14 protein-coding genes and 1 tRNA gene are annotated in these 16,505 nt (G+C 68.9%); 9 read left to right on the top strand and 6 right to left on the bottom strand.

Features of this window, described 5'->3' with window-relative positions; translation table 11 throughout:
- Positions 1-553 precede the first annotated feature (553 nt).
- The 6 genes from AB0M83_RS18630 to rpmH form a co-directional block, all read right to left on the bottom strand.
- Positions 554-1,090, bottom strand: coding sequence for a DUF6886 family protein (locus AB0M83_RS18630; RefSeq protein WP_364518529.1), 537 nt, complete (start codon positions 1,088-1,090; stop codon positions 554-556).
- A gap of 62 nt (positions 1,091-1,152) precedes the next feature.
- Complete coding sequence (locus AB0M83_RS18625) at positions 1,153-1,713, bottom strand: R3H domain-containing nucleic acid-binding protein (RefSeq protein WP_364518527.1); 561 nt, start codon at positions 1,711-1,713, stop codon at positions 1,153-1,155.
- A 30-nt stretch (positions 1,714-1,743) separates the two neighbouring features.
- A complete protein-coding gene (gene yidC / locus AB0M83_RS18620; protein WP_364518525.1) occupies positions 1,744-2,901 on the bottom strand; it encodes a membrane protein insertase YidC in 1,158 nt (385 codons plus the stop codon).
- A gap of 5 nt (positions 2,902-2,906) precedes the next feature.
- Positions 2,907-3,236 carry a membrane protein insertion efficiency factor YidD gene (yidD, locus tag AB0M83_RS18615; RefSeq protein WP_364518523.1) on the bottom strand — a complete coding sequence of 110 codons (330 nt, stop codon included), beginning with the start codon at positions 3,234-3,236 and terminating at the stop codon, positions 2,907-2,909.
- Between the two features lie 5 nt (positions 3,237-3,241).
- Positions 3,242-3,676 carry a ribonuclease P protein component gene (gene rnpA / locus AB0M83_RS18610; RefSeq protein WP_364518521.1) on the bottom strand — a complete coding sequence of 145 codons (435 nt, stop codon included), beginning with the start codon at positions 3,674-3,676 and terminating at the stop codon, positions 3,242-3,244.
- Between the two features lie 21 nt (positions 3,677-3,697).
- Entirely contained in the window at positions 3,698-3,841 is a 144-nt protein-coding gene (gene rpmH, locus AB0M83_RS18605) for a 50S ribosomal protein L34 (protein ID WP_003082934.1), read from the bottom strand.
- A gap of 574 nt (positions 3,842-4,415) precedes the next feature.
- On the opposite strand from rpmH, the gene dnaA reads away from it, so the two are divergent.
- The 9 genes from dnaA to AB0M83_RS18560 all read left to right on the top strand — a co-directional run bounded on the left by dnaA (position 4,416) and on the right by AB0M83_RS18560 (position 16,488).
- Positions 4,416-6,026 carry a chromosomal replication initiator protein DnaA gene (gene dnaA, locus AB0M83_RS18600; protein ID WP_364518519.1) on the top strand — a complete coding sequence of 537 codons (1,611 nt, stop codon included), beginning with the start codon at positions 4,416-4,418 and terminating at the stop codon, positions 6,024-6,026.
- A gap of 835 nt (positions 6,027-6,861) precedes the next feature.
- Positions 6,862-7,995, top strand: coding sequence for a DNA polymerase III subunit beta (gene dnaN, locus AB0M83_RS18595; protein ID WP_364518517.1), 1,134 nt, complete (start codon positions 6,862-6,864; stop codon positions 7,993-7,995).
- Between the two features lie 31 nt (positions 7,996-8,026).
- Positions 8,027-8,917, top strand: a complete 891-nt coding sequence (gene gnd, locus AB0M83_RS18590; RefSeq protein ID WP_364518515.1) for a phosphogluconate dehydrogenase (NAD(+)-dependent, decarboxylating) — start codon at positions 8,027-8,029, stop codon at positions 8,915-8,917.
- Positions 8,918-8,927: 10 nt separating this feature from the next.
- Positions 8,928-10,082: a DNA replication/repair protein RecF gene (recF, locus tag AB0M83_RS18585; protein WP_364518513.1), complete on the top strand. Its 1,155-nt coding sequence runs from the start codon at positions 8,928-8,930 to the stop codon at positions 10,080-10,082.
- 130 nt (positions 10,083-10,212) lie between these two features.
- Positions 10,213-10,827 carry a DciA family protein gene (locus tag AB0M83_RS18580; RefSeq protein ID WP_364518554.1) on the top strand — a complete coding sequence of 205 codons (615 nt, stop codon included), beginning with the start codon at positions 10,213-10,215 and terminating at the stop codon, positions 10,825-10,827.
- 197 nt (positions 10,828-11,024) lie between these two features.
- On the top strand, positions 11,025-12,992 hold the full coding sequence (gyrB, locus tag AB0M83_RS18575; RefSeq protein WP_364518511.1) for a DNA topoisomerase (ATP-hydrolyzing) subunit B: 1,968 nt from the start codon (positions 11,025-11,027) through the stop codon (positions 12,990-12,992).
- 50 nt (positions 12,993-13,042) lie between these two features.
- Positions 13,043-15,637, top strand: coding sequence for a DNA gyrase subunit A (gene gyrA, locus AB0M83_RS18570; protein ID WP_364518509.1), 2,595 nt, complete (start codon positions 13,043-13,045; stop codon positions 15,635-15,637).
- Positions 15,638-15,675: 38 nt separating this feature from the next.
- Positions 15,676-16,365 carry a DUF3566 domain-containing protein gene (locus AB0M83_RS18565; protein WP_284743424.1) on the top strand — a complete coding sequence of 230 codons (690 nt, stop codon included), beginning with the start codon at positions 15,676-15,678 and terminating at the stop codon, positions 16,363-16,365.
- Between the two features lie 49 nt (positions 16,366-16,414).
- Positions 16,415-16,488: transfer RNA gene (locus tag AB0M83_RS18560), tRNA-Ile, on the top strand.
- Positions 16,489-16,505: the final 17 nt, after the last annotated feature.

Raw genomic sequence — 16,505 nt, 5'->3', positions numbered from 1 at the left:
TCCTCGTCCGCGCGTTTCACGTGAAACGGCGCTCGTTCGATTGTCCCTGATGTCGAGTCGAATACGAGCCGACAGACCGCAGATGTGGACAACTCCACTCGGCCCGCGGCGGTCTGGGGATGGTTCCACGTGAAACGACGAGCCTAGGTGGTCGGGTCGGGAGGGAGCGCGTTCCACGTGAAACATCATCGATGTAATTCACCGGCTGGCATCGCCGACTCCGGCTGAGTCCGCTCCCGCTCGCCGACGAACCACCAACGCCGACCGGGAGTGCCGACCGTCTGCCTCGTCCGCCGATCCGCTCGGCCTGGCGCCGAGCCAAGCGATCCGCCGAAGCCGACTCGCTCATCGGCCACCGCGGCGCAACCACCCCGGCAGCCATCCTCCGGCGCGTTCCACGTGAAACCTCACCGCTGTAATTCGCTCACCCGCGCCAACCGGTCCTGGCCTCAGCCGAGCGGGCGACCCGCCGGGCATCGCGGTCGCAGATCCGACCGAAGCGAGCGCGCCGCGGCCACCCGCCTCGTCCACGAGCTGCGTTCCACGCGAGACCTCAGTGCTGCGATTCGCCCGGCCGCGGTTGAGCGTTCCGCAGCCGGATCCCGCTGAAGCCGAGCGAGCTCGCCGACACCGCGTCGACGAACGCCCACAGGTTCGGCAGCACCCGAAGCTCGATCCCCGCCTCCTCGTGCAACCCCAGGAGATCGCCGACCGGCTCCGGCGGCCCCAACGGCGAGACCGGGGAAGTGGCGACCATCGCGTGCGCGTGCGATCCGAACGGCCGGAACGACGACGCCGCGAACCGGTATGCGTACAGCCGCACAGACTGCAGCGCCGGGAGCCAGCCGTACTCGATCGCGTGGACCCGAGAACTCCCGAGCCACGACCGGTCCGTCGAAGTCGTCTCCGACACCGTCCAAGCCAGCACGCGCGGACACTGCCGCGGGAACCAGTAGTCGGGTGCCCGAGCCGCGTCGACCGCCCAGACGTACGCCTCCGGCTGCCGAGCCGTCGCGGCGACGTGCGGGGAGAAGCGGGTGATCGTCGGGTCCTCCGAGAAGTGGAGTACCTCACCGGGCAGAGGACGCATGCACACAAAAGAAGCGGCCCCACCTGACCGAGTCAAGTGGGGCCGCTTCGGAAGAACTGAACTCAGGACTCCGGGAAGATCACCACGCGGCGCTTCGGGTCTTCGCCCTCGCTCTCGCTCGTGACGCCGGCGACCGTCGCCACCGCGTCGTGCACGACCTTGCGCTCGAACGGGCTCATCGGCTGGAGCCGCACCCGCTCGCCGCTCTGCAGGACCGACTCCGCCGTCGAGCGGCCGAGCTCGCGCAGCTCCTCGCGGCGGTCCGCGCGCCAGCCCGCGATGTCCAGCATCAGCCGGCTCCGCGATCCCGTCTCCTGCTGGACCGCGAGCCGCGTCAGTTCCTGCAGCGCCTCGAGCACCGTGCCGCGGGGACCGACGAGCTTCTCGAGGTCCTCGCCGCCGTCGATGCTCACGATCGCGCGGCCCGCCTCGACGTCCAGGTCGATGTCGCCGTCGTAGTCCAGCAGATCGAGCAGCCGCTCGAGGTAGTCACCGGCGATGTCGCCCTCCTGCACGAGGACGTCGTCGCCACCCCCCGACTTCTGCTCGCCGGCCTCGTCGGCGGCCGGCTCCGGGGTCACGTCGTCCTGATCGGCGTCGATCGTGTCGATCGTCTCCGACATCATTCGTCTCCTCTCCGAACCGGTCGCGCCTCAGCGGCGCTTCCGGCCCGACTTCCTGGTCGAGTCTTTGAGAAGGCCCGGCACCCCGGTGCCGTTGTCCTTCGAGCCGTTCTGGCCGTTGGTCTCGGCGGGGGCCGGGTCCGCCACGGTCGCGCTGTCCGCCTTCGCGGCTGCGTCCGCTTTCGCCTTCGCGGCGGCCTCGGCCGGCGTGGTCTGGGCGAAGCCGTGGGCCGAACCCGCCTTCGTGACCTTCTTCTGCGAGCCACCCTGCGCGGACTGGTTCTTCTTCTGCTGGACCGGCTTCTGGCCGACCTTCGGCGCGGCCGGCTTCTGCCCCGGCTTCGGGCCGAGCGACGCGCGCTTCTCGATGGCTTCGGCCTTGCGAGCGGCCTCTTCCTTGTCGATCTTCGTGTAGACGAGGCGCTGCTGCATCAGGGTCCAGCCGTTGTTCGCCAGCCAGTAGAAGAGGAGGCCGAGCGGGAACAGCGCACCGAAGACGAGTACACCGAGCGGGAAGATGTACATCGTCAGCTTGTTCATGATCGCGGTCTGCGGGGTGGCCGACGCGGCGTTCTGGCGGGCCACCGAGTGCCGCGCGGTGAGGTGCGTGGCGATGGACGCGACGATCATCAGCGGCAGCGCCACCGGGAGCACGCCCCACTGGAAGCCGACGTTCGCGGCCCCGCCGCTGACGACACCGACACCGTTGTAGACGGCCTCGCCGAGGTTGACGCCGAAGAGCTTCGCGGAGACGTACGAGTGGACGTCGGCCTGGGAGAAGAAGTAGTTCTCGGTCTTCGGGCCACCACCGGGCGGCGGCATGGTGAACGCGCGGAGCACGTGGTTCAGGCCGATGAACACCGGGATCTGCAGCAGCATCGGCAAGCAGCTGCCGAGCGGGTTCACGCCGTGTTCGCGCTGGAGCTTCTGCATCTCCTGCGCCTGGCGCTGCCGGTCGTTGGCGTACTTCTTCTGGACCTTCTTCATCTCCGGCGCGAAGTCCTGCATCTTCTTCATCGACCGGACCTGGTTCACGAACGGCTTGAACATGATGCCGCGGACCGTGAACGTGAGGAAGATGATGCCGAGGATCCAGGAGATCGCCGTCGCTTCACCGAAGACGAACCCGAAGACCTTGTGCCAACACCAGAGGATGAAGGACACGGGGTAGTAGATGAAATCGAGCACTGCTGCTACTCCTCGATCGGTGTTTCAGGTCTGCGGTAGCGCCACGAGAACTTCTCGGGGACCGGGTCGCGGCCGGGCGGGGTCCACGGGCCGCAGCGCAGCAGCCGGCGCAGCGCGAGGTAGGAGCCGCCGCCGGCGCCGTGCCGGGTCAGGGCTTCGACTGCGTACGCGCTGCAGCTCGGGTAGAACCGGCAAGCCGGCGGGAGGAAGGGCGAGATCGCCTTGCGGTAGAGCTTGATGGGGAGCAACAGGACCCACGCGACGGGACCGGGCCGCGGAGGCGCGGGCTCGGCGGTGCCGTCATCGACGTGGTCGTGCTCGTGGGTGGCTCGCATGCCGGTCACACCGCTGATCCGTGGTCGGGGGCCGCGTCCGCGGGACGCGTCGGGCGCGGGGCATCCCCGGCCGGACGGCGCGACGGCGACAGTCCCAGACGGCGCAGTGCGGCGTCGAGATCGGCCCCGAGCTCCGCGCTGGACGCGGACGCGGACGGCGGCAATGCCCGTACGACCAACGCACTACCAGGGGGAAGGGTTCCGAGCCGGGCCGAAACGAGATGACGCAACCGGCGGGTGACGCGGTGGCGGACCACCGAGTTCCCGACGGCCTTGCTCACCACAAAACCCGCCCTGGCCGCCGACGTGACGTCGGCGGCCTCGGACGGGTCCGTGGTCAGTGCGTGGACGACGAGGCGACGCCTGCCTGCCCGGGACCCCCGACGGAGAACCATCCGGAAGTCCTCACTCCGCCGCAGACGTGCGGCAGCCGGCAGCACGGCGCGCCCCGACGTGCCGGATCAGGCGGACAGCGCGGCGCGGCCCTTGCGACGGCGGCCCGCCAGGATGGCCCGGCCGGCACGCGTACGCATGCGCAGGCGGAAGCCGTGCGTCTTCGCGCGACGGCGGTTGTTCGGCTGGAAGGTGCGCTTACCCTTGCTCACTGCTTCTCCTGTATGTCGCGTCGGGCGGGAAGAATCTCTTCCCCCCACCTGGCGTGTCGTGCGGGCGCACGGCAGTCTCTGGTGTCTCCTACCAACGTGTGGCCTCGTCACGACGAGCGACGACAACGTGGGCACGCGAATAGCACCCGTCGGATACGGGAGACCTTACGAGGGTACGCACCCCCGTCGGGCGTCCGGTAAGCACCCCCTTCGCCACGGTCCGCGACCGGGCGTGACGCCGAGATCATCGACGCCGCGGCACCGAATGGCCACCCGCCGTACACCGTGAAATGCTGGCGGCCCAGGATGCCTTGTGGCAGCGGGCGGGGCTTGTTAGCGTGCCTCTCTCGGGTCACCGGTCGAGGTGCACGAGTATCCGGGTGGTGGAGTGCCCACCGGCGTACGACGAGCCCGCAGGTGGCGTCGCCGCGGGTCGCCGTACATTAGTGCACAGCTGTGGACAACTATGTGGATATTCGCTGTGCCGATGCACACGCAGGCAGCGCAGGGGCCCCGGACCGCGTGACCAGGGGCGTCGGTCGTCCACGCCGACGAGGGGAGGGGAGCCGAACAGGTGTCGGAGCACCAGCACAATCTGGGCGTCATCTGGGAACAGGTGGTACGCGAACTGTCCGACGGGACCCTGTCCCCCCAGCAGCGCGCCTGGATGCGCGTGACCCGCCCGATCGGCCTGCTCGACGGCACCGCGCTCCTGGCGGCCCCCAGTGACTTCGCGAAGGAAGCGATCGAACGCGGCCTCCGCGGCGCGATCACCGACGCGCTTTCCCGGCGGCTCGGCCGCGCCATCTCGCTCGCGGTGAAGGTCGACAGCACCGAAGCCGTCGCGCCGGTCGCCGCTCCGCACTACGTGCCGTCACCCGGCCGAGTGGAAAACGGGGTCAGCCCGGAGCCGGCGCCCGTGCCGCGGCCGGGTCCCGGTCCGATGCTGCCGCCGCCGCGTCCCGAGCCCGCCCCGCCGATGCCCTCGCACCAGTCCGCCGCGCCGAAGCCCGACGACGGTGACGACACGGACGAAGAGGTCGACGAAGAGGGCGAAGCGCTCGCCGCCGTCCACGAGATCTGGCCGACGTTCTCCGGCCAGCCGATCGCCGGCCAGCCCTACACCGCGCCGGCGCAGCCGCAGACGTCGAAGACGAAGCTGAACGAGAAGTACACCTTCGACACCTTCGTCATCGGTGCGTCCAACCGCTTCGCGCACGCGGCCGCGGTCGCCGTCGCCGAAGCACCGGCCCGCGCGTACAACCCGCTCTTCATCTGGGGCGAGTCCGGGCTCGGCAAGACGCACCTGCTGCACGCGGTCGGCCACTACGCGCAACGGCTCTTCCCCGGCATGCGCGTCCGGTACGTCTCGACCGAAGAGTTCACGAACGACTTCATCAACTCGCTGCGCGACGACCGCAAGGTCGCGTTCCAGCGGCGCTACCGCGACATCGACATCCTGCTCGTCGACGACATCCAGTTCCTGGAAGGCAAAGAAGGCACGCAGGAAGAGTTCTTCCACACCTTCAACACCCTCCACAACGCGAACAAGCAGATCGTCGTCAGCTCCGACCGCCCGCCCAAGCGCCTCGAGACGCTGGAAGACCGGCTGCGGACGCGGTTCGAGTGGGGCCTGATCACCGACATCCAGCCGCCCGAGCTCGAGACGCGCATCGCGATCCTCCGCAAGAAGGCGGCGCAGGACAGGCTGGCGGTGCCGGGCGACGTCCTGGAGTTCATCGCCTCGCGCGTCGAGGCGAACATCCGGGAGCTCGAAGGCGCGCTCATCCGCGTCACCGCGTTCGCGTCGCTGAACCAGCAGCCGGTGGACGCCGCGCTGGCGGAGATCGTGCTGCGGGACCTCATCCCCGACTCGCACGCCCCGGAGATCACCGCGCCCACGATCATGGGCGTCATCTCCGAGTTCTTCGACGTCACGCTCGACGACCTGTGCGGCCCCGGCAAGACGAAGGCGCTCGCCACGTCCCGCCAGATCGCGATGTACCTCTGCCGCGAGCTGACCGACATGTCGCTGCCGAAGATCGGGCAGACGTTCGGCGGCCGCGACCACACGACCGTCATGCACGCGGACAAGAAGATCCGCAAGGAGATGGCCGAGCGCCGGCGGATCTACGACCAGGTGCAGGAGCTGACGTCGCGCATCAAGCAGCGCGCCCGCCAGTAGCACATCCCTTATCCCGCAACGACTTCGGGGCGTCCACGCACTGTGGACGCCCCTTTGTCGTCTTTGGACTGTCCGAAGCGGGCGAAGCAGCGAAGCGCGCGTACGCGCGCTTCGCAAACTCGCGGAAATTGTTTGTACACAAGGAACTTTCCCCATGGTGTGGGCAGTTTGCCCACAGTGCCAGCGGATCTCTGATCAGCGACGACGCGGATTTCGTCCACACCCCGCCCACAGGTGATCCACAGTGAATCCACACCCTTGTCCACGCTGATTCCACAGGTTGCCCACATTGTGTGCACAGGAGGGGCCGATCACTCGGAAGAGGGGTTCGGACCCCTCCGCGCACCCCCAGGCCCTGGGGACGGATCGCCGCACACCTGGGGACAACCATGGGGACAACTGGGGGCAACTGTGGACGAATCGGGGGTCGCCCGAAACCATCCACCGACGCCCCGATCTACCCACAGGACTGCCACCATGGTTCTCCACACGCCCGCGACCCCTCCGACCTGCGCAAAGGAGCTCCATCCACACAATCCACAACACTTACTACTGTTACTGCCTTTAGATCTCTTCTAAGAGAGAAAAAGATAAAAACAGGCGGCGGACGAATCTGGGGACAGCCGCGAGAACGTGTCGTCATGTCGACAAAGCGAAGAGCAGCCCGAGGTGACGCGGGCCGCCGCGACGGCCTAACGTGGATGCCTGCACCTGGTCCGTGCTCCGGCCGCTCTCGCCGAGGGCGGACCGGCCGGAGGGGGCAGCCGGTCACTGCCCCGCCAGAGCGAGGCCTGGCCCGAGCCGACAGGGGCTCGGTCGTCGAAAGGATGCGCGCATGAAGATCCGCGTCGAGCGTGACGGGCTCGCCGACGCCGTCGCGTGGGTGGCGAGAAGCCTCCCCTCCCGGCCTCCCGTGCCGGTGCTGGGCGGTGTGCTCCTCGACGCCGGTTCCGACGGCGACACCGACGCACTGACGGTCTCGGGCTTCGACTACGAGGTTTCGGCCACGGTCGGCGTCCCGGCGACGATCGCCGACGGCGGCCGCCTGCTGGTGTCCGGGCGCCTCCTCGCCGACATCACCAAGTCACTGCCCGCGCAGCCGGTCGAGATCTCCGTCGACGGCGCGCGCGCCACCATCACCTGCGGCAGCGCGCGGTTCTCCCTGCCGACCATGCCGGTCGAGGACTACCCGCAGCTGCCGTCCCAGCCCGCCTTCGCGGGCGAGCTCGCCGGCGACGCGTTCGGCCAGGCCGTCACCCAGGTCGTCGTCGCCGCGGGCAAGGACGACACGCTGCCGATGCTTACCGGCATGCGGCTCGAGATCTCCGGCAGCTCGCTGACCCTCGTCGCGACCGACCGCTTCCGGCTCGCCATGCGCGAGTTCACCTGGCAGCCGGCCGAGGGCCTGGCCGACGCCGCGGTGCTCGTCCCGGCGCGCACCCTCGCCGAAGCCGCCAAAACGCTCGGCGCGAGCGGCGCCACGATCCGCCTCGCCCTCGCCAGCGGCGAAGGCCTGCTCGGCCTGTCCGGTTCCGGGCGCTACACGACGACCCGCCTGCTCGACGCGGAGTTCCCGCCGTACCGCCAGCTGCTGCCCGCGTCGCACACGTCACGCGCGGTCATCGACGTGTCCGCTCTCACCGAGAGCATCAAGCGCGTTTCACTGGTGGCGGAGCGGGGGACTCAGGTACGACTGGAATTCGGGGACAACACGCTGCGGTTGTCCGCGGGTGGCGATGACGAGGGAAGCGCCGAAGAGGAGCTTCAGGTCGAGTACGAAGGTGAGCCGGTGACCATCGCGTTCAACCCGGGTTACCTCGTCGACGGCCTCGGCGCGCTCCACAGCGACCGGGCGGAGCTGACGTTCACCACGCCGAACCGGCCCGCGCTGATCAAGCCCGCCGATCCGGAGGGCAACGTCGTCCCCGGTTACCTCTACCTCCTGATGCCGGTCCGCCTCCCGGGCTGACCCGCTTTTCATTAGTACCTAAGGGGATCTCATGGTTCAGCTCGGTCTGATCGGCCTGGGCAAGATGGGCTTCAACATGCGTGAGCGGCTGCGCGCGGCCGGTCACGAGGTGGTCGGCTACGACCGCAACCCGGACGTCAGCGACACCACGTCGCTCGAAGACCTGGTGTCCAAACTGGACGGGCCGCGGATCGTCTGGATCATGGTCCCGGCCGGCGACCCGACCCGCCAGACCGTCACCGAGCTGAGCAACCTGCTCGCCGAGGGCGACATGGTGATCGACGGCGGCAACTCGAAATACACCGACGACAAGCTGAACGCCGATCTGCTCGCGGCGAAGAACATCGGCTACGTCGACTGCGGCGTGTCCGGTGGCGTGTGGGGCAAGGACAACGGCTACGGCCTGATGGTCGGCGGCACCGCGGCCGACGTCGAGAAGGCCATGCCGATCTTCGACGCGCTGCGCCCGGAAGGCCCGCGCGAGGAAGGCTTCTCGCACGCGGGCGACGTCGGCGCGGGTCACTACGCGAAGATGATCCACAACGGCATCGAGTACGGCATGATGCAGGCCTTCGCCGAAGGCTTCGAGCTGCTCGAGGCCGCGAAGGTCGTCAACGACGTGCCCTCGGTGATCAAGGGCTGGCAGCGCGGCACGGTCGTCCGGTCCTGGCTGCTCGACCTGCTCGTGCGCGCGCTCGACGAAGACCCGGAGCTGGACGACCTCGAGGGGTACGTCGAGGATTCCGGCGAAGGCCGCTGGACGCTGGAAGAGGCGATCAACAACGCGGTGCCGGCGCCGGTCATCTCGGCCGCGCTCTTCGCGCGGTTCGCTTCGCGCCAGGAGCACTCGGCCGCCATGCGCGCGGTCGCCGCGCTGCGCAACCAGTTCGGCGGGCACGCCGTGAAGAAGGTCGGCGGATAAGGAGTTCCGGGTGTATCTGCGCCACCTGCAGGTCACCGACTTCCGCTCCTGGCCCCAGGCCGATCTCGCCCTCGAACCCGGGCCGACCGTGCTGGTCGGCCAGAACGGTCGCGGCAAGACCAACCTGCTCGAAGCGATCGGGTACGTCGCGACGCTGGGCTCGCACCGCGTCGCGACGGACGCGCCGCTGATCCGGCACGGCTGCGAGCGCGCGCTGGTGCGGGTCGCGGTGGTCAACGAGGACCGCGAACTGACGGTCGAGCTCGAGATCACCGCCGGCCGTGCGAACCGCGCCCGGGTCAACCGCGGCGCGGTCGGCCGGCCGCGTGACGTGCTCGGGATCCTGCGCACGGTGCTGTTCTCGCCGGAGGACCTCGCGCTGGTCCGGGGTGACCCGGGCGAGCGACGCCGGTTCCTCGACGAGCTCCTGGTGCTGCGCGCGCCGCGGTACGCGGGGGTCCGGGCCGACTACGAGAAGGTGCTGAAGCAGCGCAACGCCCTGCTCAAGACGGCCGGGAAACGGCGTACGGGTCGCGAAGACCCGTACGCGCTGTCGACGCTGGAAGTCTGGGACGACCACCTCGCGGTGGCGGGCGCGGAGCTGCTCGCCGCGCGCCTGAACCTCGTCGCGGACCTCGGGCCGTACGCGGCTTCGGCGTACATGGGCGTCGCTCCGGACTCCCGGCCGGCGAAGATTACGTACCGGTCTTCGCTGGGCGCGGCCCTGCCGGAGACGTACGGCGTACCGGATGGCGAGCGGGCGCAACCCGAAGTCCTCAAGGACGTCCTCCTCAAGGCGCTCGGCGAAGCTCGGAAGGCGGAGCTCGAGCGCGGGATCAGCCTCGTCGGCCCGCACCGGGACGAGCTGGAGCTGATCCTCGGCGAGGCGCCGGCCAAGGGCTACGCGAGCCACGGCGAGTCGTGGTCCTTCGCGCTTGCCCTCCGGCTCGGCAGCTACGAGCTGCTGCGCGCGGAGGCGGGTGAGCCGGTGCTGCTGCTCGACGACGTGTTCGCCGAGCTGGACCGCAAGCGCCGCGCCCGGCTGGCCGAGGTGGCCGCGAGCGCCGAACAGGTGCTGGTGACCGCTGCGGTCGACGAAGACGTGCCCGGCGAGCTGGCCGGGTCCCGGTTCGTGGTGGCGGATGGTGAGATTTCGCGTGGCTGAACAGCCCGGACCGGGTTCGGCAAGATCAAGTCGCACACCCCGTGTGATCGCCGACACAGCAGTTACCCACCGATCTGGGGACAAACCTGTGGACAGTGTGGATAAACCCGTGCCCGAGTTATCGCCGCGCGTGACCAAACCGCCGAAACGGACGCTTGACGCCCCCCGCGCGGGGGTTAACCCACCCGGGAACGCGCCTTCGGGCACGCAGGGTGAAGACGGCGCTGCTCCGAACGGGACCACGGGCCGGGATCTCGCCCACGCCGCGCTCGAAGCGGCGAAGGCCAAGGCCAAGGAACGCGGCACGTCGCCGGGGTACCGGCGGCGCACCGTCGGCGGCGGGGGCCAGAACCCCCGGCGCCGGCGCTGGTCGGGACCTGGTGCGGACCCGCGCGACCCCCAGCCGCTCGGCCGGCTCGTCTCGCGGCTGGTCGCCGACCGCGGCTGGAACGAGAGCGTCACGACCGCCCGCGTCTTCGCCCAGTGGGGCCGGCTGGTCGGCGAAGACGTCGCCGAGCACGCGCAGCCGGTCGCGCTCAAGGACGGCGAGCTCACCGTCCGCGCCAGCTCCACGGCGTGGGCCACCCAGCTCCGGCTGCTGCAGGGAAAACTGCTGGCCAAGATCGCGGCGGGCGTCGGCAACGGCGTCGTCAAGCGCATGCGGATCCAGGGTCCGATGGCCCCGAGCTGGCGGAAAGGGCCTCGGCACGTGTCGGGCCGCGGCCCGCGTGACACGTACGGCTGACCCCGGTTGCGTGATGCTCGGTTGAATGCCCCGAGAACGCATCCAGACCTCCCGAGATACGTCAAGACTCGGCTCGGACCGATTTCGTCCGTCTGCGACGCGCTCAGGGGTGTCCTTGCCGCATGCCAGCGGACGCGGCCAAGTACACTGGAGGGGAGCGAGTGTCCGCTCGGGCGAGACGAGGAGAAACAACGCCGGTGACCGAGAACAAGCACGAGTACAACGCGTCGTCGATCACGGTGCTCGAAGGCCTCGAAGCGGTCCGCAAGCGCCCCGGCATGTACATCGGTTCCACCGGTGAACGCGGTCTGCACCACCTCGTCCAGGAAGTCGTCGACAACTCGGTCGACGAAGCCATGGCCGGGCACGCCACCAAGGTCGAGGTTACTCTCCTCGCCGACGGCGGGGTGCGCGTCGTCGACGACGGCCGCGGCATCCCGGTCGACATGCACCCCAAGGAGAACAAGCCGACCATCGAGGTCGTGCTCACCCAGCTGCACGCGGGCGGCAAGTTCGACAGCGACTCCTACGCGGTGTCCGGCGGCCTGCACGGCGTCGGCATCTCCGTGGTGAACGCGCTGTCGACGAAGCTGCTCGCCGAGGTCAAGTACGGCGGCCGGAGCTGGCGCCAGCTGTACACCGACCAGATCCCCGGCCCCCTCGAAGACCTCGGCCCGGCGACCGAGACCGGGACGACGATGACGTTCTGGGCCGACGGCGGCATCTTCGAGACCACGACGTTCAACTTCGAGACGATCTCGCGCCGCCTCCAGGAGATGGCGTTCCTCAACAAGGGGCTGACGCTGTCCCTGCGCGACGAGCGCGTCGCCGACGAGGATGCCGAAGCCGACGCCGAGGGCAAGGTCGCCCGCGTCAAGGAGAAGGTCTACTGCTACCCGGGCGGGCTCGAGGACTTCGTCAAGCACATCAACGGCAGCAAGGACCCGATCCACCCCAGCGTGATCTCCTTCGACGCGAAGGGCACCGGCCTCGAGGTCGAGGTCGCGATGCAGTGGAACACCGGCTTCACGCCGTCGGTCTACACGTTCGCCAACACGATCAACACGCACGAGGGCGGCACCCACGAAGAGGGCTTCCGCGCCGCGCTGACCCGTGTCGTCAACTCGTACGCGCGCGACAAGAAGCTGCTCAAGGAGAAGGACGCCAACCTGACCGGTGACGACGTGCGCGAGGGCCTCGCCGCGATCGTCTCGATCAAGCTGGGCGAGCCGCAGTTCGAGGGCCAGACCAAGACCAAGCTGGGCAACAGCGAGGCCAAGACGTTCGTGCAGCAGCAGTCGAACGAGTGGCTGGCCGACTGGTTCGAGCGCAACCCCACCGAGGCGAAGACGATCATCAACAAGTCGATCTCCTCGGCGCAGGCCCGGATGGCCGCGCGCAAGGCGCGTGACCTCGTCCGCCGCAAGGGCGCGCTGGAGATCGGCGGCCTGCCCGGCAAGCTGAAGGACTGCCGCTCGACCAACCCGGCGGAGTGCGAGCTCTACATCGTGGAGGGCGACTCCGCCGGCGGCTCGGCCAAGGAAGGCCGCGACTCGATGTACCAGGCGATCCTGCCGATCCGCGGCAAGATCATCAACGTCGAGAAGGCCCGCATCGACCGCGTCCTCAAGAACACCGAGGTCCAGTCGCTGATCACCGCGCTGGGCACCGGCATCCACGACGAGTTCGACCTGTCGAAGCTGCGCTACCACAAGATCGTGCTGATGGCCGACGCCGACGTCGACGGCCAGCACATCACCACGCTGCTGCTCACCCTGCTGTTCCGCTTCATGGCGCCGCTGATCGAGCACGGCCACGTCTTCCTGTCGCGGCCGCCGCTGTACAAGATCAAGTGGCCGCGGGCGGAGCCGGAGTACGCGTACTCCGACCGCGAGCGCGACGCCGTCATCCAGGCGGGTGTCGAGGCCGGCAAGCGCCTGCCGAAGGACGACGCGATCCAGCGCTACAAGGGTCTCGGCGAGATGAACGCCGAAGAGCTGTGGGAGACCACGATGGACCCGGCGAACCGGCTGCTGGGCCAGGTCACGATGGACGACGCCGCCCAGGCGGACGAGCTGTTCTCCGTCCTGATGGGCGAGGACGTCGAGGCCCGCCGGTCGTTCATCACGCGCAACGCCAAGGACGTGCGCTTCTTGGACGTGTAGGCGTTCCCCGCTCTTTGTCCCGCTAGGACTCTCCACTCGAGAAGGACCTCATGACGGAAACTCTGCCGCCGGCTCCGGAACACGACCGGATCGAGCCGGTCGACATCCAGCAGGAGATGCAGCGCTCCTACATCGACTACGCGATGAGCGTCATCGTGTCGCGGGCGCTGCCGGACGTGCGTGACGGCCTCAAGCCGGTCGCCCGCCGGATCCTGTACTCGATGTTCGACTCCGGTTTCCGGCCGGACCGCGGGTACAACAAGTGCTCCCGCGTCGTCGGCGACGTCATGGGCAACTACCACCCGCACGGTGACTCGGCGATCTACGACGCGCTGGTCCGGCTCGCCCAGCCGTGGTCGCTGCGGTACCCGCTGATCGACGGCCAGGGCAACTTCGGCTCGTCGGGCAACGACCCCGCGGCCGCCATGCGGTACACGGAGTCCCGGCTCGCGCCGCTGGCCATGCAGATGCTGGCCGACATCGAAGAAGACACCGTCGACTTCTCCGACAACTACGACGGCCGCACGCAGGAGCCGGACGTCCTGCCGTCGCGGTTCCCGAACCTGCTGGTCAACGGCGGTTCCGGGATCGCGGTCGGGATGGCGACCAACATCCCGCCGCACAACCTGCGCGAGGTCTCCGAGGGCGTCGTCTGGGCGCTGGAGAACCCCGAGGCGACCGACGACGAGCTCCTGGCCGCGCTGCTCGTGCGGGTCAAGGGCCCGGACTTCCCGACCAGGGCGATGATCCTCGGCACGTCCGGCATCGAGGACGCCTACCGCACCGGCCGCGGCTCGATCCGGATGCGCGCGGTCGTCGAGGTCGAAGAGGACGCGAAGGGCCGCACGATCCTGGTCGTGTCCGAGCTGCCGTACCAGGTCAACCCGGACAACCTGGTCGAGAACATCGCGAACCTGGTCCGCGACGGCAAGCTCACCGGCATCGCCGACATCGCCGACGAGTCCAACAGCCGGTCCGGCATGCGGATCGTCGTCACGATCAAGCGCGACGCGGTCGCGAAGGTCGTGCTGAACAACCTCTACAAGCACACCCAGCTGCAGCAGAACTTCGGCGTCAACATGCTGGCCCTGGTCGACGGCGTGCCGCGCACGCTGCGGCTCGACCAGATCATCCGGCACTACGTGAAGCACCAGGTCGAGGTCATCGTCCGGCGGACCAAGTACCGCCTGAAGAAGGCCGAGGAGCGGGCCCACATCCTGCGTGGGTACGTCAAGGCGCTCGACATGCTCGACGAGGTCATCGCGCTGATCCGGCGGTCGCCGTCCGCGGACGAGGCCCGGCCGGCCCTGATGGAGCTGCTGGACGTCGACGAGATCCAGGCCACCGCGATCCTCGACATGCAGCTGCGGCGCCTCGCCGCCCTGGAGCGCCAGCGGATCATCGACCAGCTGGCCGAGATCGAGCTGGAGATCGCCGACCTCAAGGACATCCTCGAGAAGCCGGAACGCCAGCGCGCGATCATCCGCGACGAGCTGATGGCGATCGTCGAGAAGTACGGCGACGACCGGCGCACCAAGATCATCGGGTTCAGCGGCGACGTCACCGACGAAGAGCTCATCGCGGTCGAGGACGTCGTCGTCACCATCACCCGCACGGGGTACGCCAAGCGAACGAAAACCGACCTGTACCGCTCGCAGAAGCGCGGCGGCAAGGGCGTGCAGGGCGCGACGTTGAAGCAGGACGACATCGTCCAGCACTTCTTCGTCTGCTCGACGCACGACTGGATGCTGTTCTTCACGAACAAGGGCCGCGTCTACCGGACCAAGGCGTACGAGCTGCCCGAGGCCAACCGCAACGCGCGCGGCCAGCACGTGGCGAACCTCATGGCGTTCCAGCCGGACGAGCAGATCGCCCAGGTCATCCAGATCAAGAACTACGAGGCCGCGCCGTACCTGGTGCTCGCCACCAGGCGCGGCCTGGTGAAGAAGACCAAGCTCACCGACTTCGACTCGAACCGCTCCGGCGGCCTCATCGCCATCAACCTGCGCGAGGGCGACGAGCTGGTCGGCGCGGTGCTGGCGGCGGCGGAGGACGACCTGCTCCTGGTGTCGGCCGAAGGCCAGTCGATCCGCTTCCACGCGACGGACGAGGCACTGCGGCCGATGGGCCGCCCGACCTCCGGCGTGATGGGCATGCGGTTCAACGACGGTGACGAGCTGCTCGGCATCAGCGTGGTCAAGGAAGGCAAGTTCCTGCTGGTCGCGACGGACGGCGGCTACTCCAAGCGCACCCCGATCGAGGACTACCCGGTGCAGGGCCGCGGCGGCAAGGGTGTGCTCACCATTCAGCACGACCGCAAACGTGGCAGGCTGGTGGGTGCGCTCATCGTCGACGCCGAGGACGAGCTCTACGCGATCACCTCGAGCGGCGGCGTGATCCGCACGCCGGCGGGCGACGTGCGCAAGGCAGGGCGGCAGACGAAGGGGGTCCGGCTGATGAATCTCGGCGAAGGCACCACTCTTCTCGCGGTCGCACGCAACGCGGACGAGCCCTCGGACGTCGCCAACGGTGACGACAACGCGGAAGCGGACGTCACGGCGGAAGACACGGTGGAAGCCGGGTCGGAAGCCGCGGCCGAGACGACAGAAGCGGACGAAGAAACGACGGCGCCGCCGGAGCAGTGAGACGGCGTCACCACGGCACGGGTAAGGACTGACTCTTCGTGACACCATCCGAGAATCCCGAGGCAGCGGGTTCGAACGGGACTCCGGCGAGCCCACCCTGGCAGCGGGTCGGCAAGGACGGCGACTCCGAGGCAACGGTGAAGCTGGCCACGGATGAGGCGCTCTACAAACCCGAGCCGGCGGCCGAGGAGACCCAGCCGGTCTCCCCGGAGCAGCGCACAGTGGTCACCGGCAGCGCGGCGCCTCGCCTGTTCGGCGGAAGTGGAGACACCCCGCCGAGCGGCGAGCCGTCCGCGGCGGCCGTCCCATCGGCGTCGTCCCAGCGAGCCCGCCCCAGCGCGTTGCGGCGCCCGGGCCGCGGCCCGCGCCGGGCGTCGCTGCAGGTGAAGCGGTTCGACCCGTGGTCAGTCCTGAAGCTGTCCCTGGTCCTGGGCGTCGCGATGTTCTTCGTCTGGCTGGTGGCGGTCGGCGTCCTGTACACGGTGCTGGACGGCATGGGCGTCTGGGACAAGCTGAACGGAACGTACTCGTCCCTAGTGGGCGGCGAGGGTGCCAACGCATCCTCGGAACCGCTGATCAGCGCGGGCCGCGTGTTCGGCATCGCGGCGATCCTGGGAGCGATCAACATCGTCCTGGTGTCGGCCTTGGCCACGGTCAGCGCGTTCATCTACAACGTGTCGGCCGACCTCGCGGGCGGCCTCGAGGTCACGCTGTCGGAACGGGAGTAACCCGGTTGCAGGGCCCCCTCGGGGGTCCTGTAAAGTTCTCCTCGTTCGAGGGCCTATAGCTCAGGCGGTTAGAGCGCTTCGCTGATAACGAAGAGGTCCCAGGTTCAAGTCCTGGTAGGCCCACGCAGGTCAAAGCCCGG

Source organism: Amycolatopsis sp. NPDC051106 (assembly GCF_040682775.1).
Lineage (GTDB): Bacteria > Actinomycetota > Actinomycetes > Mycobacteriales > Pseudonocardiaceae > Amycolatopsis.
Note: the sequence above shows the minus strand (reverse complement) of the source record. Positions and strands in the feature narration are given on the sequence as shown.